Annotated in this window: 20 protein-coding genes; 14 read left to right on the top strand and 6 right to left on the bottom strand. The window is 64.8% G+C overall.

Going from position 1 to position 24234, the window contains the following annotated elements; genetic code table 11:
* Positions 1-82: 82 nt before the first annotated feature.
* The 4 genes from HK108_RS00955 (at position 83) to secA (ending at position 5601) form a co-directional block, all read left to right on the top strand.
* Positions 83-805, top strand: coding sequence for a ComF family protein (locus tag HK108_RS00955; RefSeq protein WP_139470303.1), 723 nt, complete (start codon positions 83-85; stop codon positions 803-805).
* A 66-nt stretch (positions 806-871) separates the two neighbouring features.
* A complete protein-coding gene (gene hpf / locus HK108_RS00960) occupies positions 872-1534 on the top strand; it encodes a ribosome hibernation-promoting factor, HPF/YfiA family (protein WP_139470306.1) in 663 nt (220 codons plus the stop codon).
* Positions 1535-1620: 86 nt separating this feature from the next.
* On the top strand, positions 1621-2862 hold the full coding sequence (locus tag HK108_RS00965) for a winged helix-turn-helix domain-containing protein (protein ID WP_139466771.1): 1242 nt from the start codon (positions 1621-1623) through the stop codon (positions 2860-2862).
* A gap of 54 nt (positions 2863-2916) precedes the next feature.
* Entirely contained in the window at positions 2917-5601 is a 2685-nt protein-coding gene (gene secA, locus HK108_RS00970; protein ID WP_139466774.1) for a preprotein translocase subunit SecA, read from the top strand.
* A gap of 18 nt (positions 5602-5619) precedes the next feature.
* Here the strand turns inward: secA and HK108_RS00975 are convergent, their stop codons facing one another.
* Positions 5620-6090 carry an Rv3235 family protein gene (locus HK108_RS00975; protein ID WP_139466776.1) on the bottom strand — a complete coding sequence of 157 codons (471 nt, stop codon included), beginning with the start codon at positions 6088-6090 and terminating at the stop codon, positions 5620-5622.
* On the bottom strand, positions 6087-6989 hold the full coding sequence (locus HK108_RS00980; RefSeq protein ID WP_181270380.1) for a hypothetical protein: 903 nt from the start codon (positions 6987-6989) through the stop codon (positions 6087-6089). Before HK108_RS00980 ends, HK108_RS00975 begins: the two co-directional genes overlap by 4 nt.
* 149 nt (positions 6990-7138) lie before the next feature.
* On the opposite strand from HK108_RS00980, the gene HK108_RS00985 reads away from it, so the two are divergent.
* Positions 7139-7654 carry a hypothetical protein gene (locus HK108_RS00985; protein WP_181270381.1) on the top strand — a complete coding sequence of 172 codons (516 nt, stop codon included), beginning with the start codon at positions 7139-7141 and terminating at the stop codon, positions 7652-7654.
* 37 nt (positions 7655-7691) lie between these two features.
* On the opposite strand, the gene HK108_RS00990 is transcribed toward HK108_RS00985, so the two are convergent.
* A complete protein-coding gene (locus HK108_RS00990) occupies positions 7692-7913 on the bottom strand; it encodes a helix-turn-helix domain-containing protein (protein WP_025780784.1) in 222 nt (73 codons plus the stop codon).
* 159 nt (positions 7914-8072) lie between these two features.
* Here HK108_RS00990 and HK108_RS00995 point away from each other — a divergent pair, with 159 nt between their 5' ends.
* From HK108_RS00995 to HK108_RS01005, 3 genes are read left to right on the top strand one after another with little or no spacing between them, the layout of a single operon-like run.
* Positions 8073-8720, top strand: a complete 648-nt coding sequence (locus tag HK108_RS00995; RefSeq protein WP_181270382.1) for an SAF domain-containing protein — start codon at positions 8073-8075, stop codon at positions 8718-8720.
* A complete protein-coding gene (locus tag HK108_RS01000) occupies positions 8720-9997 on the top strand; it encodes a CpaE/TadZ family protein (RefSeq protein ID WP_181270383.1) in 1278 nt (425 codons plus the stop codon). Before HK108_RS00995 ends, HK108_RS01000 begins: the two co-directional genes overlap by 1 nt.
* Before the next feature lie 10 nt (positions 9998-10007).
* Positions 10008-10484, top strand: a complete 477-nt coding sequence (locus tag HK108_RS01005; RefSeq protein ID WP_139466789.1) for a DUF6912 family protein — start codon at positions 10008-10010, stop codon at positions 10482-10484.
* A gap of 19 nt (positions 10485-10503) precedes the next feature.
* Here HK108_RS01005 and HK108_RS01010 read toward each other — a convergent pair whose 3' ends face one another.
* Entirely contained in the window at positions 10504-10968 is a 465-nt protein-coding gene (locus HK108_RS01010) for a DUF2505 domain-containing protein (protein WP_139466790.1), read from the bottom strand.
* Between the two features lie 141 nt (positions 10969-11109).
* Between HK108_RS01010 and HK108_RS01015 the strand changes: the two genes are divergently transcribed.
* Together HK108_RS01015 and HK108_RS01020 are read left to right on the top strand one after the other, a co-directional pair.
* Positions 11110-15990 (top strand): NAD-glutamate dehydrogenase, encoded by a 4881-nt coding sequence (locus HK108_RS01015; protein WP_229663891.1) that lies wholly within the window; start codon positions 11110-11112, stop codon positions 15988-15990.
* 252 nt (positions 15991-16242) lie between these two features.
* Positions 16243-17760, top strand: a complete 1518-nt coding sequence (locus HK108_RS01020) for a sensor histidine kinase (RefSeq protein ID WP_216656708.1) — start codon at positions 16243-16245, stop codon at positions 17758-17760.
* A 213-nt stretch (positions 17761-17973) separates the two neighbouring features.
* On the opposite strand, the gene HK108_RS01025 is transcribed toward HK108_RS01020, so the two are convergent.
* Positions 17974-18222, bottom strand: coding sequence for a WhiB family transcriptional regulator (locus HK108_RS01025; RefSeq protein WP_009374875.1), 249 nt, complete (start codon positions 18220-18222; stop codon positions 17974-17976).
* 283 nt (positions 18223-18505) lie between these two features.
* On the opposite strand from HK108_RS01025, the gene HK108_RS01030 reads away from it, so the two are divergent.
* The 4 genes from HK108_RS01030 (at position 18506) to HK108_RS01045 (ending at position 22348) form a co-directional block, all read left to right on the top strand.
* Complete coding sequence (locus HK108_RS01030) at positions 18506-19057, top strand: gamma carbonic anhydrase family protein (protein WP_181270385.1); 552 nt, start codon at positions 18506-18508, stop codon at positions 19055-19057.
* Between the two features lie 126 nt (positions 19058-19183).
* Positions 19184-20608, top strand: a complete 1425-nt coding sequence (locus HK108_RS01035) for an NAD(P)H-quinone dehydrogenase (protein ID WP_139466795.1) — start codon at positions 19184-19186, stop codon at positions 20606-20608.
* Positions 20609-20729: 121 nt separating this feature from the next.
* A complete protein-coding gene (locus HK108_RS01040) occupies positions 20730-21071 on the top strand; it encodes a YciI family protein (RefSeq protein ID WP_139907488.1) in 342 nt (113 codons plus the stop codon).
* Positions 21071-22348: an RNA polymerase sigma factor gene (locus HK108_RS01045; RefSeq protein WP_181270386.1), complete on the top strand. Its 1278-nt coding sequence runs from the start codon at positions 21071-21073 to the stop codon at positions 22346-22348. Before HK108_RS01040 ends, HK108_RS01045 begins: the two co-directional genes overlap by 1 nt.
* A gap of 73 nt (positions 22349-22421) precedes the next feature.
* On the opposite strand, the gene HK108_RS01050 is transcribed toward HK108_RS01045, so the two are convergent.
* Complete coding sequence (locus tag HK108_RS01050; protein ID WP_139466801.1) at positions 22422-24233, bottom strand: acetyl/propionyl/methylcrotonyl-CoA carboxylase subunit alpha; 1812 nt, start codon at positions 24231-24233, stop codon at positions 22422-22424.
* Position 24234: the final 1 nt, after the last annotated feature.

Raw genomic sequence — 24234 nt, forward strand, 5'->3', positions numbered from 1 at the left:
GGCCGTCGGGCGGCGGTGCGCGGCTGTTCTGGAAAGCGGCTCATCGCCGCCCCCCGATCCGGGCATGCAGTAGATTTCTCCCATGGGGCTGCTCGGGGAGTTCGGCGAACTGCTCCTGCCTCGCCGGTGTGCCGGCTGCGGGCGGGAGAACGTGTCCCTGTGCACCCGCTGCCTGCAGCTGCTCGGTGGGATCCCACGGGCGATGGAACCGCGCTACGGCACGATTCCGGTCGTCGGGGTCTGCGAATACAACTCGCAGATCTCGAAGATGGTCGTCGGCTTCAAGGACGACGGACGCCGGGACATCCTCGATCCCTTGGCCCTGGCTCTGACCCGTTCGATCGTCGCGGCCCTCGAGCTCATCGGCTACTCGGGTGGGGCGATCCGACTGTTTCCGGCGCCCAGTTCGGATCGGGCCAGACGTCGTCGAGGCGGATCGCATACGGCCGCCCTGGCGAATCGGGCGAAGGAGCTGTCGCCGGAGCTGCCTCTGGAAGTCCACGATGTGCTCGCGGCGAAACGATCGCGTGACCAGGTTGGACTCGGGGCGATCGAGCGGGCTCAGAATGCTCAGCGGACCCAATATCTCGACCGGAGGAGAATCGCTGAGATCGCGGAAGTCCGTCCCGTGTCGGGCACCGAATCCGCGCCGACGGACCTGCTCATCGATGACTTCTCCACCACCGGCGCAACCTTGGCAGAAAGCGCACGTCTGCTAGCATCGGTGCAGATCAGGCCCGCTGTAGGAGCTGTTCTCGGTCTCGGTCGCGGGGGCACTCGATTTGTCTCTCCCTTTACTGTATAACGGTGTTTACCCATCCAAGGGCATGGGATCGGATGAATCCGACGAGCGAGTCGCTAAGGACACATCATGGACATTGTTGTCAACGGCCGTCAACTGACCATCTCCGACAGCTTTCGAGCCCACATCGAGGACAAGATCGCCAAGGTCGAGCAGCTTGCCCCTCGCGCTCAGCGTGTCGAAGTGCATGTCACTCACGAGAAGAACTCCCGCCAGCCCGAGACGAGTGAGCGGGTCGAGCTCACGGTTGTGGCGAAGGGACCGGCAATTCGGGCAGAGGCCATGGCAAGCGACAAATATGCGGCACTCGATCTGGCATGGGCGAAGCTCGTCGAACGACTGAGGCGAGCGAGAGACCGGCACAAGGTGCCCCGGTCGGGACATCACCGCAAGGAATCCACCGCCGAGGTGCTGGCGAAGATGCCGGTGGCCGAACCGATGGTTCCCGATGCGAACGCCGACGACGCGAAGTCTGCAGCGGACCACAGCGTCGACCAGACGAACGGCCGCATCAAGGCCGAAGGCGATTCGCCGGTGGTTCTGCGAGAGAAGACCTTCACCGCCTCACCCATCGGCATCGAAGAGGCGTTGAACAGAATGGAACTCGTCGGACACGACTTCTACCTGTTCATCGACGAAGAGTCGAGCAAGCCGTCCGTCGTCTATCGCCGTAAGGGCTGGAGCTACGGAGTCATCGCCCTCGACCACGACCTCGAAGAAGCCATCGACTGACCAATTACTACCTGACGGCGGCCCAGCAACCTCGCGCGAGGTTGCTGGGCCGCCGTCAGGTAGCAATTGGGGTATAGCGTTGGGGTATGCAGAGGATGACACGTGCCGCGGCCCGCAGGACGGCGATCGCGGCAACGGGACTGGACCGACCGCGACCGGTGAAGGTCACCGCCCGACACCTCAAGAAGGTCTTCGCCACCCTGGGACTGACCCAGATCGACTCAGTCGCCCGAGTCGTCCGATCCCACTATCTGCCCTTCTACTCTCGCCTGGGTCCCTACCCGCGGGAGACCCTCGACCGCCTCTTCTACTCTTCTCCGCGCATGGGCGTCGAGTACTGGGCACACGCCGCGGCCTTCGTGCCGCCGCAGACATGGAAGCACTTCGCCCGCGCCCACAGCGAATGGTGGCGCAACGACTTCGGACAGCGCCACCCGGAGACCGGGGAGGAGTTCCGAAACCTCCAGACTCGCGTCCTCACCGCCCTGTCCACCCGGCCGATGACGGCACGTGAAGTCGCCGAGGTGGTCGACCACGATCTGCCGGAGATCCACCGCGGACATTGGGGCTGGAATCCCAGCCAGGTGAAAGTCGCTCTCGAAGCGCTGTTCGCCGGTGGAGTCATCAGCGCCTCGGGACGCAACGACCACTTCGAACGCATCTATGCCCTGGCCCGTGACGTCTCACCCCAGCTGCCGCAGCTGCCATTGAATTACGGGCCGCCGGAGGATCCTCGGCTGGGGCTGGACCCGAATGCGGAGCTTCCACGCGGAATATCCGGGGTCGAAAACAATGTCTACGAACTCACCCGTATCGCGGCACGTGCCCTGGGGATCTCCCGGTCCGAGGACATCGCCGACTACTTTCGGCAGCGGCGGGCACCGACCGACGCCGCCATCACCGAACTCGTCGCCTCAGGAGAGCTGCGCGAAGTCGACGTCGAAGGTGTCCCCGCCTTGAAATGGCATGAGGCTCGGACTCCGCGCACCGTGAATGCCCGAGCGTTGCTGGCGCCGTTCGACCCCTTGGTCTTCTACCGACCGCGCATCGAATGGCTCTTCGACTTCCACTACCGCATCGAGATCTACACCCCGGCGGCCAAGCGTGTGCACGGCTACTACGTCACTCCGTTCCTCCTCGGTGATCGCCTCGTCGGGCGAGTCGACCTGCACAGGGATCGGGCGGCGGGCATCCTGCGTGCTCACCAGGTGACATGGGAGCCGGGGGAGGAGCACATCACCGAGCTGACGGACGAGCTCATGACGATGGCTGCGTGGCTGGGCCTGACCGCCGTGGACCTCGAAGGTACTCACCTGCCATTAAGCTAGGGGCTATACAGTCGTTCGAGTCGTTGTCCGGCAGACATGCCGATTAGGAGAAAAGTGGCTAATTTCCTCGAGAAGCTTCTGCGCACAGGTGAAGGCAGAACTCTGAAGAAGCTCCGCCGATACACGGATGCCATCAATCAGCTGTCCGATGAGTTCAGCGAGATGACGGACACCGAACTGCGGGAGGAAACCGGCCGGTTCAAGGAGCGCTACAAGGACGGCGAGAGCCTCGACTCCCTGCTTCCTGAAGCCTTCGCCACCGTTCGTGAGGCATCGAGCCGGACCCTGGGTCTGCGGCACTTCGACGTCCAGCTCATGGGCGGCGCCGCTCTGCACCTGGGCAACATCGCCGAGATGAAGACCGGTGAGGGCAAGACTCTCGTCGCCACGGCCCCGGCCTACCTCAACGCGCTCACCGGCGATCCGGTCCACATCATCACGGTCAACGACTACCTGGCTACCTACCAGTCCGAACTGATGGGCCGCGTATTCCGCTTTCTCGGCATGGAGACCGGCTGCATCCAGGCGAATATGCCCTCGGACCTGCGCCGCAAGCAGTACGCCGCAGACATCACATACGGCACGAACAACGAGTTCGGCTTCGACTACCTGCGCGACAACATGGCCTGGTCCGCGGACGAGCTCGTCCAGCGCGGTCATGCCTTCGCCATCGTCGACGAGGTCGACTCGATCCTCATCGACGAGGCGCGCACCCCGCTCATCATCTCGGGTCCTGCCGAAGGCGATGCGAACCGCTGGTACGGCGAATTCGCCAAGGTCGTCAAGCGTCTGAAGACCGATCGCGACTACGAAGTCGATGAGAAGAAGCGCACCGTCGGCGTCCTCGAACCCGGAATCGAACGCGTCGAGGACTACCTGGGCATCGGCAACCTGTACGATGCGGAGAATACCCCGCTCATCAGCTTCCTCAACAACGCCATCCGCGCCAAGGAGCTGTTCAAGAAGGACAAGGACTACGTCGTCCTCGACGGCGAAGTCCTCATCGTCGACGAGCACACGGGGCGTGTGCTCAAGGGCCGCCGCTACAACGAGGGCCTGCACCAGGCCATCGAGGCGAAGGAAGGGGTGAAGGTTCAGGCAGAGAACCAGACCCTGGCGACGATCACTCTGCAGAACTTCTTCCGCCTCTACGAAAAGCTCTCGGGAATGACCGGTACGGCCGAGACCGAAGCCGCGGAATTCATGTCGACCTACAAGCTCGGTGTCGTCCCGATTCCGACGAACAAGCCGATGCAACGTGTCGACCAGTCCGACTTCGTCTATAAGAACGAGGTCGCGAAGTTCGACGCCGTCGTCGACGATATCGTCGAACGCCACGAGACCGGACAGCCCGTCCTCGTCGGCACGACGAGCGTCGAGAAGAGCGAATACCTGTCGAAGCACCTGGCCAAACGCGGCGTCAAGCATGAAGTCCTCAACGCGAAGAACCACGCCCGTGAGGCGTCGATCGTGGCGATGGCCGGACGCAAGAACGCCGTCACTGTGGCCACGAACATGGCCGGACGCGGTACCGACATCATGCTCGGCGGAAACGCCGAGTTCCTCGCGGTCGCGGAAATGGAACGTCGAGGCCTCGACCCCGCCGAGAACGAGGACCAGTACGAGTCCGAATGGCCGGAGGTGCTCAAGGCCGCCGAAGACAAGGTCAAGGAAGAGGCCGAAGAGGTCGTCGAGCTCGGAGGACTCTATGTGCTCGGAACCGAACGCCACGAATCCCGTCGCATCGACAATCAGCTGCGCGGACGCTCCGGCCGCCAGGGAGACCCCGGCGAATCCCGGTTCTACCTGTCTTTGACCGATGATCTCATGCGGCTCTTCGGTTCGGGGGCTGCCGAACGGATCATGGCCACAGCGAACGTGCCCGATGATGTGCCGCTGGAATCGAAGATGGTCTCCCGTGCCATCCTCTCGGCCCAGTCGCAGATCGAGCAGCGCAATGCCGAGCAGCGCAAGAACGTGCTCAAATACGATGATGTGCTCAACCGTCAGCGCACTGTGATCTACGATGAGCGCCGCCGTGTGCTCGACGGCGCCGACCTCGAAGATCAGGTCGCGAACTTCCGTGAAGAGGTCATCGATGCCTATGTCGCACAGGCGACGACGGGACCGGTCGAGGAATGGCAGGTCGACGAGCTCTTCGAGGCTCTCGGAAAGATCTACTCACCGTCGATCACTCCCGACGACCTCGCCGAGGAACTCGGTGGCCTCGGCAACCTGACGAAGAACCGCCTCAACCAGGAGATCCAGTCCGACATCGCACTGTTCTACTCCCAGCGCGAAGAGGAACTCGGAGAGGATGCCACCCGCGAACTCGAACGCCGCGTGGTGCTCTCTGTCATCGACAAGCGTTGGCGTGAGCACCTCTACGAGATGGACTACCTCAAGAACGGCATCGGACTGCGGGCGATGGCCCAGCGCGATCCGCTGGTGGAATACCAGCGTGAGGGCTTCGAGATGTTCACCACCATGCAGGACGGAATCAAGGAGGACGTCGTTCGCCTGACCAACACTCTGCAGGTTCAGGTGACCTCATCGGCCGGTTCCGATGGTGACGAATCCGAGGTCGAGGTCGACGCTGAGGAGCTGCGTCACAAGACTCCCAAGATGCAGCTGTCGGCGCCGTCCGAGGGTGGTTCCGCCTCTGTTTCCGAATCCGAAGACGAGCCGGCTCCGGCCAATCGCGCCGAACGTCGCGCGAAGAAGAAGGCCAAGAGCTGATTCCGAGCCGACAGCGGCTCACATCGTCTGCAGCGCAGTCAGCGTCCACCGGGTGGTGAGCAGTTCCAAGCGGACTGCCACCGCCCGGACGCGATTTGCGGCGGCGACGATGACTGTGACCTCGGCGATCTCGGGGCTGATCTGGCAGACGTGCGCCGTTCCCGGCCGCACCGTCCGCGTTCCGGGCACGGTCGCCCTGTGGGGTGCCACCTCGGCGCGCAGCTGACAGCGGTGGTCGATCTTCGCCAGCAGCTCCGGTTGGACCCATCGGGCGATCGTCTCGCTGCGTCTGACGCCGGAGAGGACTTCGAGGCAGGCTACCGCCAACGAGGTGGCCGTGGCCGCGATCCGCGCCCGGTCGTCCGCGATTTCCAGGCCCCGGACCTGCCCGCTGACCCGGCGATTCTGCGATTCCGTGGACGACGCTGCGACCTCTCGCCGAGGCGGTGCCGACGCCTGCGGCCGAGTGAGGGTGAGTGGGGCGGTCATTTCTGAATCTCCAATCTCTGACCTGCGATGATGAGGCTCGGATCGGGTCCGATGGTGTCCTCATTGGCGGCATAGACGTGCGCGACGAGCTGGGGGATCTCTTCTGGGGTCTCGGCCAGATCGGCAGCTATCGACCACAGGCTCTCCCCTTGAGCCACAACATGTGTGGCGGTTCCAGGATCCGGAGGCTCGGCGGCAGAGTCACTGTAGCCTGGCTCATTCGGCTCCCTGCTGTGGTCGGATTCGCCTGACCTGTCGGATTCGCCGGGCCCCTCCATCGGCCCGTCCGACGGCCGGTCGGTCGGTGGTGCTGAAGGCGCTCTGTCTGCGGGAGGTTCTGTGGGCCAGCCGGGATCGGGCGGGCGGACTCGGTCGGGTGGCTCGGATTCCTTACGCGGCTTGGAACCGTCTGGCGGCTGCTCATCCTGAGACCGTCCCGCATGGTCGGATGGGTCCGCAGAGCTCTGATCATCGTCGATCGTCGGCCAGCCGGGGTCGGCAGGGGCGGACGGAGTATGCGCAGACGGCGCAGCGACGGAAGGAGCCTGTGCGGACGATGCGGGGTCAGGGCCGGGACCAGCGAGCGGTGCTGCTTGAGCGGAGTGGACCACGAGGCCGGCAGAGACGATGGCAAGAACACTCGACGCGAGTATCCGGGGCATTGCCTTGACGACCAATCCGGCAAGCGCCGACCGGAAACGGCCGGTGGGAAGGCCCTGCAGCAGCAGGGCCAGCAGAGAGATGAGTCCGATCCGTGCGAACAGGAGCGATCCGGTGCCGATGATGACGATGACGACGACGTCGCTGGTCGTCCACGGCTGAGGAAGCCGCTCCCACGCAGCGGCGAACGAACCGAGCAGGAGCAGCCACGAACTCGCACATGCGATCAAGAGATACATCTAGACATCCTCCATTGGATATTGAACATAATGATGCCGTTAGATGTTATTTGGTGTCAATGGGTCAGCTCTAACTACATGACTGTAGTTCGGTGCGTCTTCATTTCAAGTCTTGAAAGTGGACTACAGCTGGGGCAGGCTTGGCGATTATGGACGATCGGATCGATGCACTACTGGCGGATATCGAAGCCGCCGACGCGGCAGCGCAGGCGCACGTCAGGAGAGGCGAATTCGGTGACGAGGTGTCCGGTCAGGCGGCCGAGAGGACTCTGCTCGAACGGATGCGCGGGGCGCTGGGATCGACGGTGCAGGTGACGATGCCGGATCGGGATATCACGGGGACGGCGTGCTTCCTCGGTCGGAACATCATCGTCCTCGCCGGCGTCGAAGTCTCCGTCATTGCAATCAGGGCTGTCCGCGGATTCAGGCTGACCACGAGAGTGCATCGATTCGACGCTGGCGGGCTGGAGAGATTGGGCCTGGGATCGGCGCTGCGCCGCTGGTCAGCCGCCTATGAAGAGGTGTCGATCGATGTCGCGGACCGTGCGGGCAACATTCGGGGGCGATGCGCGCTCGTTGCTTCCGACTATGTCGAAATCGCTGGCAGGATCATTCCCTTCGCGGCGATCAACGCCGTCCACGCCCGGACGAATCCCTTCGGATGACTCGTCCATGATGGAGATCAGAGCCGAAGCGAGTGGGTCAGTCCTCGATAGAACCGGTCTTGATCTGGTACTCGGTGCGCTCGTACATGCGCTGGATATACGCTTCGATCTCGGACTTCTCGACACGCCACTGGCCGCGCCCTCCGACTTTGATGGCGCGGAGATCGCCGGAGCGGACCAGGGCCCGAGCCTGTGCGATCGAGACATTGAGCAGCTCGGCCACATCGGTCAGCGGCAGGAAGCGACTTTCGACGGCCATGAGGTGTCTTCTCCCATTCCAAATGTCCATCTGCCACCAGATGTCCATCTGCTTGTTGGTGCATTTGGCCAAAAACCTTGCTTTGGCATCATTTGATGCCCAATATTATCACTGAGAAGCAGTTTCTGTCAGCGAAACTTCTGCGAATCTGGAGATGCAATGGAGCTCTCGAAAAGAATCCGACGCCCCCGCTGGACCGATGCGCGCCTCCTCGTCGGTGCGATGCTCGTCGTCCTCGCGGTCGTCGGAACCTACCTGCTCGTCACCTCGGCGAACTCGACCACCCGGGTCTGGGCGAGCGCACGCGCACTCGTCCCCGGTGAGATCCTCGAACCGGCCGACCTCACAGTGGCCGAGGTCAATCTCGCCGATCTCGGCAGGAAGTATCTCTCTGCCGATTCCGAGCTGCCGACGAATACGAGCGTGCGCAGCGTCGTGGCGGCAGGCGAACTGCTGGCTGCCTCGGCGGTGGCGCCAGTGTCAGAACTCGAGGGGCGAGTCGTAGCCATCGACATCGCCGGCTCAGTCCCGAGCGTCGTCGACTCGGGCAGCCTCGTCGACGTCTGGGCCCAGCCGGAGCAGAACGGGCTCGACGATGACGGCTCACCGCCGGAGCAGATCGTCGATTCGGCCCCGGTCGCTCATATCAATCGAGATGTAGGCAGCTTCGGGGCAGGTGACGGCGCCCGCATCGAAGTGTTCGTCGGCTCGGTGGACCTGCCCGGCGTGCTTGCCGCACTCGACGGACGCAGTGTGCTCTCCGTGGTCGGTGCCCCGTCCGTTCCTGCCGATGAAAGCGAGCAGTGATGACGCAGGTCCTGCTGGCGGTCGACTTCGAATACGACCTCATCCTCTTCGAGCTGCTCAGCGAGATCGACGACGTCACGATCGTCGCCCGCCCCGCCGACGAGGTGGAGTTGCTGGCACACTGCCGCACCGGCGGAGCCGATGTCGTCATCATCGGCCGCTACTTTCCCGGCCTCGACGCGGAGGTGGTTGCCGCGATCACGGCCTCCGGTGCGAAGGTGCTCGGATTCGGCGACGACGCGCACGCCCTCGAAGCAGTCGGCATCAGCGCCGTCGTCGCAACGGACGCCGACCCGACGACGATGGCCGCGGCGATCGACGACCTCCGTGCCTCCACCGTGGTCCCGCCGCGTCCGATGTCGCCGCCGGGGCCGGTCGGGGGAGCGGGAATGATCATCACGGTCTGGGGGACCGGTTCGTCGCCCGGACGCACTCTCACTGCCGTCAACCTCGCTGATCAGGCCTCCCGTCAGGGCAAGCGCAGCGTCGTCGTCGACGCTGACACGGTTTCCGGCATGGTCGCGTCCACCCTCGGGCTGACAGAGGAATCTTCGCATCTGGCCAGCCTCTGCCGGTCGCAGTCTGACCCGGCGGGGCGATTCGGCGCGCATGCGGTGCCGCATGCATCGATCGGTGAGAGCTTCCATGCGGTGACCGGGCTGACTCGGCCCGAGCGGTGGCCGGAGATCCGCGCCTCCGTCCTCGAGGCTGTGCTCAAACGCCTGGCCAAGGTCTACGACGTCGTCATCGTCGACGTCAGCGACCGCATCGATCCCGATGACGAGCTCGCCGACCCCTTCTACGACCGCCACTGCGCCACCCGTGCCGCGCTCGAGGCCGCCGATATCGTGCTCGTCCTCGCAGCAGGGGAGCCGATCGGCCTACAGCGACTGGTCAAACTCCTCGGCACACCACGGGCCGAGGCGGTGCGCGAGAAGATGCGGCTGGTGATCACGAAGGTGCGCCCGAGTGCGGTCGGCCATCCCGCTGAGACACGGATCAGTGAAGTCCTCGACCGATTCGCCCGGATCACTCCGGACTTCATTCTCAGAGATGACCGGCCCACGGCCGATGCGGCGATGCTCGCCGGCCACACCCTGCACGAGCAGAATCCCCGGTCCGTCCTCGTCGGGGACCTCGCGGCGATGATCGACGAGCTGCTGCCGGGTCGCCGCCGTTCCCGCAGATCCGTCGGAGGCCGTGACCGTCGCGGCGCCGGCCGCCGCGGACGCCCGCAGAAAGTCAGGGTGAGCCAGGGGAGCGGACCACAGGACTAGGATGAGGGGCATGGCCATTCGCTGCTACATTCCCACCACCCTGACCGCGCTGCGTTCGACGCTGACCGACGTCCGCGCCGTCGCCCCCGACGCTCAGGGGCGCCGTCTGCGCGGTGAGGAGTTCGAATCCGCTGAATTCGACGCCATGTGCATCGCCGCGGCACTGGCCGCGAACGCAGTGTTCGCTCCTGCTGAAGCCGAGACCGGCACCGAGGCGGCTCCCGAGCGGCGTGTCATCGTGGCCTATGACGCCCCAGAGTCCAGCCCGGCCGCGCCGCTGACCGAAGGCTTCGAGCTCATCACCCTTGCCGATGTCGACATGGTCCGGATTGCGAGCTTCCACCTCGACGAGGACGCCGTCTGGGATGAGGCGGTGCAGCTGGCCGAGGACACGGACTCCAGTGCAGCCGAGGACCACCTCGGCGCTTCCGATCTGCTGTGGTACGACTCTTCCGAACTGGAACAGCTGCTCGGCGACCAGGCCTGAACCGACGCCGGCCCCGGGATCAGGCGGATTCGAAGCGGCGCAGCCGGTCGCTCAGGCGCTTCTCCAGGATCGGGACCACAGCCTGTTCGATCATTGCGCCGAACATCGGGATCGACGAGCTGATCTCGGCATGAGCGGCCAGCTTCGTCACTGACTCGGCCTCGCGCAGTTCGAGGACCGCATCGATCTCGACGGGGACGCCTGCGGCGCGTGCGGACATGCGGATCTCGGCATCATCACCGAGGACATCCCCGGGAATCATGTACACCTCGACCAGCACGGTGTTGTCGGGAAGCCGAGAGGCCAGAGCCGATGGAAGCTCGGCCTTGGGCATCGGGGTCCGCACGGTCATCTCCGTGTCGGGGTCGATGTATTCGGCACTGGCCTCGGAACCGAGCTTCTCCCACACGCCGGGGTCGGCGAGTTTGGCCAAGAATGTCGACAGATCAACCGAATATTCATGATTGAGAGTCAGAGATCGCATAGCTCCAGTTTGCCAGCGAATGAACGGTACTTCACCGTAGGCCGCTCGGCGTGCCTTTCTCGATATTTGGGCATAGTGTGGGGAATGACGATTCGGCGTCGAATCGCGTGACGAATGCTCGTTGATCATAGAGGTGAAACAGTGACTCAGGTCTCAATTTCGAACGTTGCAGAAGAGTGGAGAAAGCAGAGGGGGCAATCGGCTCCCGACAACTTCCTCGATGCGTACTATCCGCGGTTCGAAACAGGGGCGACCGATCCCGAGGCCTACGCGGCCGCGGCGGCCCGTCACTTCGCGCTCGGCACCGAATACGACGGTGAGCGTCCGGCGATCGCGATCTACAATCCGAGCGTCGACTCGCCGGAATTCAGCGACAACCACACGGTCATCGCCATCGTGCTCGCCGATATGCCCCATCTCGTGTCCTCGATCGTCAGCGACCTCGCTGCCAACGGCAGGGCGATCCGCCGCGTGCACCACCCGATCATCACAGTCACCGGCAACGGCCCGGACGAGAAGATCCTCTCCCCGGCAGAGGCCCCCACGCTCAGTGCGGACACGGCGAGCATTCCGACGGTCTCCGAAGATCCTGCCGACAGCGAAGACGGCGCCCCACAGCAGCAGTCCTGGATCCGCCTCGAGATCGACCGCATCTCCGAAAGCGACTTCGATGCACTCGAAGAACGGCTGCGCGGGGTCCTCGACTACGTGGCCGCGGCAGCGCGCGATGCCCAGGCGATGGCCGCGAAGGCCAAAGACATCGCCGCCGAGCTGAGCGCACACGCGCCGCGCCCGGAGCTGGCCTCAGAAGCCGAATCCGCCGCCGCCCTGCTCACCTGGCTCGACGGACACTTCACCTTCCTCGGCTACCGCGAATACGACTACACCCACGACGCCGAACACAGCAGCCTCGAACCGATCGAGGACACCTCGATGGGCATTTCCGCACTGCGCCCCCTCGTGAAGTCACCGCTCAGCCGGGCGGTCGCCGACAAAGCGCTCGAACCGCATGTGCTGGTGCTGACGAAGGCGAACTCCCGCTCCCGCGTCATCCGATCCTCATTCATGGACTACATCGGCGTGAAGACCTTCGATGCCGACGGTGAGATCGTCGGCGAGCGGCGCTTCGTCGGAGTGTTCAAACCCGAGTTCTACAACGACAGCGTCCTCAACATCCCGGTCATCGACAGGAAGGTCGCGAAGATCCTCTCGGCCAGCGGATTCCCCACCGGATCCCACTCGGCCAATGAACTTCTCGGCGTCCTTGAGAACTATCCCCGCGAGGACCTGCTCCACGAGGGCACCGAGGAGATCTATGACGTCGTCATGGAGATCGTCGACATGCAGGAGCGTCGTGAGTCCCGCGTGTTCGTCCGCACCGACCCCTACCAGCGCTTCGTCTCCGTCATCCTCTACCTCCCGCGCGACCTCTACAACACCGACGCTCGAGTGCGCGTGCAGGAAGTGCTGCGCAAGTTCTACAACGCCGACAGCGTCGACTTCGATGTGCTGCTGAGTGAATCCGCGCTGGCCCGCATCCACTTCGTGGCCCGCGTCGCCCGTGACTGCGAACTGCCGCAGATCGGCGCCGACGAGGTCGAGGCACGCATCGTCGGGGCCGTTCGCTCCTGGTCCGAAGACGTCCACGCGTTCCTCGTCCCCGCCGAGACCGGCGATTCCGGCGCCTCGCATGCCCGGGCCGACCTGTGGTCGAAGGCGTTCCCTCCCAGCTACGGCGAGCACCACACCCCCGCCGAGGCGGTCGCCGATGTCGGTCGGTTCGAAGCCCTCGACGCCGGTCACGGTCCGGCGGTGCGCCTCTACCGTCCCGAACAGAACACCGATGCCTCTGTGCGCCTCGTCCTCTATCGTCGTGACCGGGTCAGCCTGTCCGAGGTCCTGCCCTTCCTCACGGCCTTCGGCGCCGACGTCGTCGACGAACGACCCCACGAACTCGACCTCGCCGACGGTTCCCATCGTTACATCTACGACTTCGGACTCAGCTTCTCCGAAGAGCTGGCCGATGACGACTACGACCGCATCGCCGAGGCCTTCATGGCCGGCTGGGACGGCAAGAAGGAAGCTGGGGTCTTCGACCGCCTCGTCGTCGCCGGACTCTCCTGGCAGCATGTGACGATCATCCGCGCACTGGGCAAGTACCTGCGCCAGGCGGGATTCACCTATTCCGACGCCTATGTCGGTGAGGTCTACAGCGACAACCCGCAGATCTCGAAGCTGCTCGTCGACTACTTCTCCGCCAAGTTCGATCCCGACGTCGACGACGCCGGACGCGAAGCGACGATGACCGAGATCGACGACGCGATCGAAGCCGCCCTCAGCGAAGTGGCCAGCCTCGACGCCGACCGTGTGCTGCGCTCCTCGCTGGAACTGCTGCGGGCGACCCTGCGCACGAACTACTACATCGACGAATCCGGTGCTCTGCCCACCGCCCTGGTGCTCAAGATCCGGCCCGACGAGCTCAGCTTCGTGCCGAAGCCGAAGCCGGCTCTGGAGATGTGGGTGTATTCCCCGCAGGTCGAGGGCGTGCACCTGCGTTTCGGCACCGTCGCCCGCGGAGGGCTGCGGTGGTCGGATCGTCGCGATGACTTCCGCACCGAGGTCCTCGGTCTCGTCAAGGCCCAGATGGTCAAGAACGCGCTCATCGTGCCCACCGGGGCGAAGGGCGGCTTCTTCCCCAAGCAGCTGCCGCCGATGAGCGATCGGGACGCGTGGATGGCCGCCGGTCAGGCCGCCTACGAGGTGTTCATCGAAAGCATGCTCGAGGTTGCGGACAACCTCACCTACGGCAGCGACGACTCCAGCGTCGTCGTCCACCCCGACCGTGTCGTCCGCCACGATGGAGACGACTACTATCTCGTCGTCGCCGCCGACAAGGGCACGGCACGGTTCTCCGATGTGGCCAACGCGATCGCCGAACGCCGCGGATTCTGGCTCGGCGACGCCTTCGCATCCGGCGGATCGGTCGGCTACGACCACAAGGCGATGGCCATCACCTCCCGGGGCGCGTGGAAATCCGTCGAACGCCACTTCCGCGAACTCGGACTCAACACCGCCGCCGAGGACTTCACCGTCGTGGGCATCGGCGATATGAGCGGTGACGTCTTCGGCAACGGCATGCTGCGCAGCGAGCACATCCGCCTCGTCGCGGCATTCGACCACCGGGACATCTTCCTCGATCCGAACCCCGACGCCGCCCGCAGCTTCGTCGAACGCCAACGCCTCTTCGACCTGCCGCGTTCGAGCTGGCAGGACTACGACAGGGACCTCATCTCCTCAGGAGGCGGAGTCTTCTCCCGGTCGGCGAAGTCGATCGACCTCAGCCCCGAAGCCGCCTCGGTGCTCGGAGTCGAACCCGGAAAGCGCAGCCCCGCCGACCTCATGTCGGAGATCCTCAAGGCACCGGTCGACCTCGTCTACAACGGCGGTATCGGCACCTATATCAAGGCCTCGAGCGAGAGCCACGCCGACGTCGGCGATAAGTCCAACGATGCCATCCGCATCGACGGCGCCGATGTGCGGGCGCGGGTGATCGGCGAGGGCGGCAATCTCGGTGTGACACAGCTGGGACGTGTCGAGGCCGCCCTGGGCGGCGTCGAGGTCAACACCGACGCCGTCGACAACTCGGCCGGCGTCGACAGCTCCGACCACGAGGTCAACATCAAGCTGCTCCTGCGTACGCTCTTGCACAAGGGAGCCTTCGCCGCGGAAGAACGGGAGGCGGTCCTGCACTCGTTCACCGACCAGGTCGCCGACCGGGTGCTGGCGAACAACTACTCGCAGAACGTCGTCCTCGGCGAGGCTCGGGCCCAGACCGAATCGATGTCGGGCACCTATGGCCGGCTGCTGGGCTATCTGGAGAAGAACGCCGATCTCGACCGGGCGGTCGAATTCCTGCCCAACGCCGATGAGCTCGCCAAACGCGAGTTCAGCTACTACGTGTCGCCTGAACTGGCCGTGCTGCTGGCTTATGTGAAGATGCACGCCGCCGATGAGGTCCTTGCCAGCACCGTGCCGGATGAGACGTGGATGCGGCGCGAACTCGTGTCCTACTTCCCGGATGCTCTGCAGGAGAAATACGGCGAACTCATCCCCGAACACCCGCTGCACCGGGAGATCGCGACGGCGAAGCTCGTCAACCGGCTCGTCGACCGCGGCGGACTGACCTACATCTACCGGATGTTGGAAGAGACGCCGGCGTCGGTGCCGCAGATCGCACGCGTGTTCGTCGTGGTCTCGGAGATCTTCGGACTCGATGACTTCTTCGACGCAGTGTGCGCACTCGACAACCAGGTGCCGACCGAGGTGCAGGTGAAACTCCAGCACGACTATGTGCGTGTCCTCGATCGTTCCTCGCGCTGGCTCGTGCAGCAGGCGCCGGACAGCCTCGACGTCGATTCCGGCATCGAGATGTACGGCAAGGTCGTCGAAGCACTGCGCTCCCGGGTCCCGGACCTCGTCGACGGCTACGATGCCAAGACCATGCAGGCGAAGGCGCAGAGCTACATCGACGAAGGCGTGCCGAGCGAACTCGCGTGGCGCTCCGCCGCCCTGCTCGACGAGTTCGTGCTGCTCGACATCACCCAGCTGGCAGCTCGGGCGAACGAATCCGCCGAGGATGTCGCAGAGGTCTACTACGCCGTGAACGAACGCTTCTCCGGTTCGCAGATCCTCACCCTCATCGGAGAGCTCGATCGCAGCGACCGGTGGTCTGCGCTGGCCCGCGGATCCATGCGTGACGACTACTACGCCGCGATCCTGTCGGTGACCGGCACGGTTCTGGCCGCCACGGATTCGCCGATCTCCGGAACCCCGGACGAACGGGCGAAGCAGCGCCTGGCCGAATGGCTCGAACGCAACGAGACTGTCGTGGGGCGGGTGCTGGAGACGACGGAGACGATCCTCGGTCTCGATTCCGTCACCCAGGCGCCGCTGTCTGTGCTGCTGCGCTCACTGCGGTCGATGGTCCGCTCCTCGGCCTGGGAGAGCGAACACAACGGCTGAGGCCGATTGCGGTCGCGGTCGACACCATGGTCGGCCGCGATCGGCAGTGCGTCCGCGACCGGCCGGACACTCCTGATCGGTTCGACAGCGGTGACCGGCAGGGCGACCACGATCGGCAGGTCAGTTGGGATCGTGCGGACACAGTCGCCTCGGTGGGTCCGAACACCGTCCGATTAAGTGGTAGCGTCTGAACATCGACATCTCAGCAGATCCGCGCAACGCGGGTCTGCTGATCTCACCTTGGAGGAACGTATGGTGCTCAACGAACTGCTGGCGGCCGAGGGCATCACGGATGAGTCAGACGTCGAACACATCCATCTGCTCGTCGGTGACTGGCAGCTGTTGGCCGACCTCTCCTTCGCCGATCTCGTGCTGTGGGTGCCGTCGCCCAACGGTGCCTACACGGTCCTGGCTCATGCCCGATCGACGACCGGGGCGACATTGTTCAACCGGGATCTGATCGGAGCGCGTGCGACCGGTCTGGAGAAAGAGCTGCTTGACCGGGCCAGCAGCACCCGCAGCTCTGTCTCCCACGTTGCCGCGGCCCGAGAGATGGGAATCAGCGCCGGATCCTCTGACGTCGACATCCTCGCCGAGGCGGTGCCGATCATCCGCAGCGGCGAGGCCATCGCGCTCGTCGTCCGGTATTCGGAGGAGGTCCGACGCAGAGGTTCGTCTCGCCTGGAGAAGTACTACCGGGAAACGGCGATGGCTCTGATGCGGATGATCGTGCAGGGAACGTTCCCCGATCGCGATGCCCCGTCCGGGGCCCGGCACGGCGAACCGCGAGTCGGCGACGGCATCTTCATCCTCGACCGCGATTCGCATGTGCAGTATGCCTCCCCGAACGCCGTATCGCTCATGCACCGGCTCGGCTACGGAGGAGAGATCGAAGGCAGCTATCTCTCCGAGGTGGTCTCGAACCTCAGTGCAGAGCTGCGTCAGGTCGATGAGACCCTCCCACTGGTGCTCACCGGGCGTGCCCCGTGGCGGACCGAACTCGAAGTCGGGCGCACGAGTGTGTCACTGCGCGCGATTCCGCTGACGGACGAGGGCGAGAGGGTCGGTGCGATCGTCCTCGCCCGTGACGTCTCCGAGATCCGCCGCCGCAAGCGCGAGCTGCTCTCCCGCGACGCGATGATCAAGGAGATGCACCACAGGGTGAAGAACAATCTGCAGACCGTGTCCGCTCTGCTGCGGCTGCAGACCCGCCGCATCGACAGCCCCGAGGCCAAGGGGGCGCTGACCGAGGCGATGCGCCGGGTCTCGATCATCGCCGTGGTCCACGATGTGCTCAGTCAAGGCGTCGAATCCGAAGTGGACTTCGACGAAGTCGTCGACAAGGGACTGCGTCTGACTCCCGAGCTGACCAGCCCGCTGGTGCATATCGAACTCAAACGGTGCGGAAGCTTCGGAACCATCTCCTCCGCCGATGCCACCTCTCTGGCCCTGGCCATCACGGAGCTGATCACGAACGCGATCGAACACGGATTCCCCACCGAGAACCTCGAGAGCCTGGAACCGGGGGAGACGCTCAACGGCCATGTGTGGGTGACCCCGGAACGCAACGGCGATCACCTGAGCGTGACGATCGCCGATGACGGCATCGGGTTGGGAGAGACGCAGAATCCGGGCAATGGTCTGGGCACGCAGATCGTGCGCACGCTGGTCTCGGCCGACCTGGCAGGTTCGATCCAATGGCAGGCGCGCGAAGGCGGCGGAACAGTTGCCGTCCTCGACGTTCCGCTGCGCCCGGACTCCTACGACTGAGCGAGGCCCGTCGGACCGACCCGCAGAGCTGCCACGCTCCGGTGTCGGTCGACATTCGGCCGGACGCTCGTGCGCGCACACGACTGAGTCCCTTGTTCCGACGACGATCTTTCGCCGTCGGGACAAGGGACTCAGTCTTCGGTGCAGGTGTGGCTGGTGATTCAGTTATGGCTTCGGCAGTCCGGGGGAACCGCCTTCTCAATGGCCGGCGACTCAGCCGGCGCGGCGGGCGCGAGCGGCACGACGCTTGAGAGCGCGGCGCTCGTCCTCGCTCAGACCGCCCCAGACTCCGGCATCCTGACCGGATTCGAGGGCCCACTGCAGGCAGGTCTCTGCGACTTCACAACGGCGACAGACAGTCTTTGCTTCCTCAATCTGGAGCAGCGCGGGTCCGGTGTTGCCGATCGGGAAGAAGAGCTCCGGATCCTCATTGAGGCATGCTGCACGGTGTCGCCAATCCATGGTGACCTTTCGACGAATTCAGTGAACGCGGTTGGCTACGCCCGAATTCCGGGCGTGCAACTCTCACAGTCAAGGTTCACATAACGCAATTGGGCGCACAAGGGTCCGGCAGTGTGAAATTTCTGACAAGAATTTTCCCCATTGTCCTGCTATGAGGGCGATCGCGCAAATCGGTCCGCGATTCGTATTTTCGGGCCTGTCTGAGCGTCTCCGCCTAGACTGTCAGGCACATGCAGACAGCAGGTGAATGCACATAGACATCACGTGAACCAATGGAGGACTCATGACCAACGATCTCGCCAGCCCACGCATCGTCTCCGTCGGCGGACACACACCTCAGATCGATCCGGAGGCGTTCGTCGCAGCCGGTGCCACTCTCGTCGGCGACGTGCACGTGAAGGAGGGCGCCAGCGTCTTCTACGGCTGTGTTCTGCGCGCCGAAGCCGCCCCGATCACGATCGGTGAGGACTCGAACGTACAGGACAACACCGTCATGCACACCGACGCCGGCAAACCCGTCGTCATCGGCGCCCGCGTCTCCATCGGCCACCAAGCGCTCGTCCACGGTGCCGTGGTCGATGACGATGTGCTCATCGGAATGCACTCCACAGTGCTCAACGACGCCCATATCGGCAGCGAGTCCCTCGTCGCCGCGGGCGCCGTCGTCCTCGAAGGCACGCAGATCCCCGCACGGTCGCTCGTCGCCGGTGTGCCCGCGAAGGTGCGCCGGGAGATGACCGATGAAGGAGTGGAGAAGGTCCGGCAGAACGCCCAGTCCTATGTGCGTCTGTCGACCCTGCACAAGGACACCGCCGAGGTGGTCGACCCGAACTGATCGGACCGTAACCGGACCGATTGCGGACCGGCCCAGGCCTGATCTCCACCAGATCCCAAAGGAACCATTCGGTCGATCCCCAGGGGGCCGTTCGCCAGCATCGTGGCGATTTGAGACAATCAGTATGTGAACACTGAATTTGATTCCACTGCAGATCGCGTCGTCATCATCGGCGGCGGCCCCGGCGGCTACGAAGCCGCGCTCGTCGCGGCTCAGCTCGGTGCCGATGTCATGCTCATCGAGCAGAATCGGTGCGGTGGTTCCGCCGTGCTCACCGACGTCGTGCCGTCGAAGTCGCTCATCGCCACCGCGGAGATGATGGACGAGATCGAGCGCTCCGACGGGCTCGGAATCCGGATCGAGAACTCCGAGGACACCGAGGCCGTTGCGCGCCGAGTCACCGCCGACCTCGAAGCGGTCAACAAGCGCATCCTCTCCCTCGCCGACGCTCAGGCCAACGACATCTACGAGGGCCTCATTCGGGCCGGTGTCAAAGCCATCCAGGGCAAGGCGACTCTGGCCGGTCGCGACCAGGTCCATGTCGTCGAATCCGGCGGCACCGAGTACACCCTCGAGGCCTCGACGATCCTGCTCTCGGTCGGCGCCCACCCGCGTGAGCTGCCCACTGCGCAGCCTGACGGTGAGCGCATCCTCACCTGGACTCAGCTGTACGATCTCGACGAACTGCCCGAGCACCTCATCGTCGTCGGTTCCGGTGTCACCGGTGCCGAGTTCGCTTCGGCTTATCGGGCACTGGGCACCGAGGTGACCCTCGTGTCCTCGCGTGAGAAGGTCCTGCCCGGCCAGGACGAGGACGCAGCCGATGTGCTCGAATTCGTCTTCCGCAACAAGGGCATGAATGTCCTCTCCCGCTCCCGCGCCGCCTCGGTGACTCGCACCGACGACGGAGTCGAAGTCGTGCTCGCCGATGGTCGCCGTGTCGAAGGATCCCACTGCCTCATGGCCGTCGGTTCGATTCCGAACACCGAAGGTCTCGGCCTGGAGAAGGCCGGTGTCCGGGTCAGCGAATCCGGACACATCGTCGTCGACGGCGTTTCGCGGACCTCGCGGGCCGGAATCTACGCGGCCGGTGACTGCACCGGTGTGCTGCCGCTGGCCTCGGTGGCAGCGATGCAGGGGCGGATCGCCATGAACCACGCGCTCGGCGACGCCGTGCAGCCTCTCAAATTGCGCAATGTCGCATCGAACGTGTTCACCGCACCCGAGATCGCCACCGTCGGCTTCACTCAGCAGAACTACCGCGAGAACCCGACGGACATCGACACCGTGATGCTGCCGCTGGACACGAACCCGCGCGCCAAGATGCTCGGCATCGAGGACGGCTTCGTCAAGATCTTCGCTCGGCGCGGATCCGGCTCCATCCTCGGCGGAGTCGTCGTCGGTCCCCGAGCCAGTGAGCTCATTCTGCCGATCACCATGGCAGTGGAGAACCGGCTGACCGTCGATCAGCTCTCCGCCTCCTTCGTCGTCTACCCCTCGGTGAGCGGTTCGCTGACCGAAGCGGCACGGAAGCTCCACCGTCACCTCTGAATCGTCGATCCGACGATCGCAGGAAAGTTTTTCTCCGCAGCTGTCGATCCGGTCGCTCCTCGACCGTCATCATGGTGTCAGGCCGCCCGGCATGACATGAGGAACGACGAAGGAGAACGACATGAAATACGCACTTCTGCTCATGGGACGCACACAGGATCCTGACTGCGGTGAGGACGGCGGAGCGGACCCTGAAGAATTCATGGCATTCGACAAGGAGATCAGCGAGGCGGGGATCGTCGTCGGCGGCTTCGCCCTCGAAGGACCCGAACTCGGGGTCCGGGTGAGCGGATCCGGAGGCGAATCGCTTGTCACCTCGGGCCCGTTCGCTGAATCGAACGAGTTCGTCGGCGGCAGCTACGTCATCGACGTCGCCGATATCGACGAGGCGATCGCCTGGGCGAAGAAGAGCCCCGCAGCCAAGGCCGGACACATCGAGATCCGTCCGGTGGCCGACTACTGATGGACCCCGACCCCGATGCGGCCGCCCGCGTCCTCAGCGCCATCGGCGAGGAGGACTACGGGCGGCTGCTCGCGGCGCTGGTCACCCGGTTCCGTGACTTCGACCTCGCCGAGGAGGCCCTCCACGATGCCGTGCTGCGCGCGGTCGAGACGTGGTCGGGCAGGGGAGTGCCCGAACGCCCTCAGGCGTGGCTGATGGCCACGGCGAAGAACCGCGCCATCGATCTCATCCGCTCCGATGAGGCGCGCACCCGGCATCTCGCCCGCCTGCGCATCGAGGACGAGCTGCGACCAGGTGACCACGACGATCACGCGGAGCGCCTCGGCGAGGAGATGGATGCCGCGGATCTGCCCGACGAGCGCCTCGGCTTGTTCTTCACCTGCTCCCACCCGACCCTGCGCGAGGACGAACGCATCGTGCTCATCCTGCGCTTCCTCTCGGGGCTGACCACCGCCGAGATGGCCGCCGGGTTCCTCATCGAGACCGCGACGATGCAACAGCGGATCGTCCGTGCCAAACAGCGGATCCTCAAGACCGGGATTCCCTTCGGCCGCCCAGCGCCCGATGAACTCGGCAACCGGCTGCCCGGAGTGCTGCGCGTCCTCTATCTCATCTTCACTCAGGGCATCAACGCCACTGTAGGACCCGAACATACTCGAGTCGATCTGCAGCACGAAGCCATCCGGCTGACCCGACTGCTCGTCGGATACCTGCCCGAGCAGACCGAAGCCCGTGGCCTGCTGGCTCTGCTTCTGCTCACACGGGCACGTGAGACCGCCCGTGTGACGCCGGATGGCCGGCCGGTGCCGCTGGCCGAGCAGGACCGCAGCCTGTGGGACTCACGCCTCATCGCCGAAGGGACCGGACTCGTCGACGTGGCCGCCGGCGAACCGGGAGCCGGGGCATTCACCATCCAGGCGGCGATCGCCGCCCTTCACGCCGACGCCGCGCGATTCGCCGACACGGACTGGAAGCAGATCCTCGTGCTCTATCGGATGCTGTCCGGCCTCGATCCGTCGCCGGTCGTCGCTCTCAACACCGCGATCGCCCTCGGGCAGGTCTCGGGTCCCGAAGCGGCCATGAGCACACTCGATGAACTGGCCCACGATCCGCAGCTGCTGCGTTACCGGCCCTTCCACATCGCACGGGCGATCACCCTCGACGAACTCGGTCGTACGGCGGAGGCCGAGGACGCCTATGCCGCGGGTCTGGAATGTCCCGGCAACGATGCCGAATCCGAATACATCACTGCCCGGATCACCGATCTTCGACGGTGATCCGGGCAGGGACTTCTGTGTTCGTGACTCCTGACCGCAGGCCGGAGCGAACGGAGGCAGGAGCGGGAGCGGCTCAGGCGGCGAAGCGGATGATCGCCTCACCGGACTTCACCGAGGCGCCTGCGCCGACGAGCACCTCGGAGACGGTGCCGGAGTGGCCGGCCTTGAGCGGCTGTTCCATCTTCATGGCCTCGATGACGGCGAGGGTGTCACCGGCTTCGACGGTGTCACCGGGGTTGACGGAGACGGAGACGATGGTGCCCTGCATGGGAGCGTTGAGCGCATTCGAGTCGTCGGCGATCTTCGCACCCTTGCGGCTGCTCAGCCCGCGCTTGCGCCGCGGCACGCTGGGGCTGGGAACATGACCGAGGTCCGAGATGACGTCCTTGGGGACCGAAACGGTCATGCGGCGGCCATCGACCTCGACCACAACGCTGAAGCTGTCGGTTGCAGTATTCATCTGTTCTCCTAGCTGTGGATCGACAAGCGGATTGACGAAAGCGGTTTCGAGCCAGTTGGTCCAGACCTTGAAATCGGTCGCGAAGGCCTGTTCGTTCACGAGCACCCGATGCAGCGGCAGCAGCGTCGAGACGCCCTCGATGCGGTATTCGGACAGGGCCCGGCGTGCTCGTGCCAGGGCCTCGTCACGGGTGGCGCCGGTGACGACGAGCTTGGCCAGCATCGGGTCGAAGTCCGTGCCGACGACGCTGGCTTCGCCGATGCCGGAATCCAGACGCACTCCGGGACCCGAAGGCGCACGGTAGTTCTTCACTGCGCCGGTGGCGGGGAAGAACGTCGTGGGGTCTTCGGCGTTGATGCGGAACTGGAAGGAGTGTCCGCGCACGGCGGGGAATTCGTCGGGCAGCGCCTCGCCCGAAGCGATGCGCACCTGCCAACCGACGAGGTCGACTCCGGTGACCTCCTCGGTGACGGTGTGCTCGACCTGGATGCGCGCGTTGGCTTCCATGAAGATGATCGTGCCGTCCTCGCCGAGGAGGAACTCACACGTCGCGGCGCCGACGTAGCCGACGTGGGCGAGCAGGCGTGCCGAGGCTTCGGAGACGATGCGCTCCTGTTCGGCGGTGAGGAACGGAGCGGGTGCTTCCTCGATGATCTTCTGGTTGCGGCGCTGCAGAGTGCAGTCACGCGTGGACACGATCCGCACGTTGCCGTGGGCATCGGCCAGGCACTGGGTCTCGAGGTGACGGGGGCGCACGATCTGCTTCTCGATGAGGCACTCACCGCGCCCGAAGGCACTCTGTGCCTCGCGGGTCGCTGCAGTATAGGCGGCTTCGAGGTCTTCGGCAGCGGCGCAGGCGCGGAAGCCACGCCCGCCTCCGCCGTGGACGGCCTTGACGACGACGGGGAACCCGATCCGGCCGGCCACTTCGGCGGCTTCTGTCAGATCGGCTACGGCGCCGTCGGAACCGGGAGCGACGGGAGCGTCGACGGCTTCGGCGACGGCACGGGCTCCGGACTTGTCACCGAGGAGTTTGATCGCCGCCGGGGGAGGACCGACCCAGATCAGCCCGGCATCGATGACGGCCTGCGCGAACTGCGCGTTCTCGGCCATGTAGCCGTAACCGGGGTGGACGGCATCGGCGCCGGAGCGCTTTGCCAAGGCGAGGATCTTCTCGATGTCGAGATACGTCTCCCCGGCTCCGGAACCGTCCAGCAGCCACGCGTCGTCGGCGAGTTCGACGAAGTCGGCATCGGAATCGGCGCGGGTGTACACGGCGACGGCCTTGATACCGAGGTCGTGGGCGGCCCGGATGATGCGCAGAGCGATCTCACCGCGGTTGGCGATGAGGACTCGGCGGACGGCCCCGGTCGGAACAGTGGTGCTCAGTACCGAGGTCGTGGAGTCGGAGAGGACTGTGGTCATG

This window comes from Brevibacterium sediminis, assembly GCF_013623905.1.
Lineage (GTDB): Bacteria > Actinomycetota > Actinomycetes > Actinomycetales > Brevibacteriaceae > Brevibacterium > Brevibacterium sediminis.